Source organism: Nioella ostreopsis, from assembly GCF_004000255.1.
GTDB lineage: Bacteria > Pseudomonadota > Alphaproteobacteria > Rhodobacterales > Rhodobacteraceae > Nioella > Nioella ostreopsis.
Window position 1 is genome coordinate 1 of record NZ_RCIQ01000079.1, and the last position, 931, is coordinate 931.

Here is a 931-nt window from a genome sequence, read left to right on the forward strand (position 1 = left end):
CCTCATCCCCGATGTTCAGATACTCGACGGGCACGTCACCACGCGGGGTCGCGATCATCGTACCGGAGAGGAAGCAGTAGGTGTAAGGATCGGTGGTGTTGATATTAGATGAAATGTTTTGATAAGCCGCATATGCAACAGTTGAATATAAAAACCCCGTTGTTGCAGTTGGTGAAAAACTAATTACGATACCATTCGGCGTGACTCCGCGTAAATAAACTGTTGAGGGCGACGATCCTCCAGAGAAAGTTCCGCCGCCAACTCCCAACACTCCACCGATGGCGGTCGACCCATCGTAATTTCCGTCCTTCTCCCACACATAGAGCGATGAACTGTAAGTGCCGTATTCACCGAGTTCGCCCGTGCTCAGGTCAATTGGGCCATAAAATTGAAAGTTTTGATAAGCAACAGGTGGCATGTTATCCCCGTTTATGACTGTCCAAGATCGCTTATGAAAAATTCGATAGCAGGTGCTTGGCTAAACGCAACACTCATGGAACTCCGAAGACGCGTCTCAACTCAACAGCTTGATATTCCGATATTTTTTCTGAGACCGGCATGGTTGCAAATCGTCTTGACAGCGAGTTCTATATTCTAAGGAAATAAATATTATATACTTTAGAATACATACAATATACGTCCGCGCCCAGCCGCGGACTCTTGTTCGAATCACTTTCCACACATCCGTCACTGTGCATGTCGTGAGCAATGTTGAAGTCCTTACTTTTCTGCAATCATCTTTGTAAAATGAATGCACGATTAAAAATGAGCGTCAACACAGCAAAACATGGCACCGAGCCTCTTATTTGCTACCAGGGTCAGCCATTACTAATATCACAAAAATCTCGTCACCCTTGGTCTATGATGCCTTACCCCATAACGTTTCTGAGACACGACAAAACAAAGGGGGCCGCTTGCACAGCGACCCCCA

1 pseudogene is annotated in these 931 nt (G+C 46.4%); it reads right to left on the reverse strand.

From position 1 onward, the window contains the following. Nucleotides 1-418 (reverse strand): annotated as a pseudogene (locus EP237_RS22880) (Hint domain-containing protein); the annotation flags it as partial. Nucleotides 419-931 lie beyond the last annotated feature (513 nt).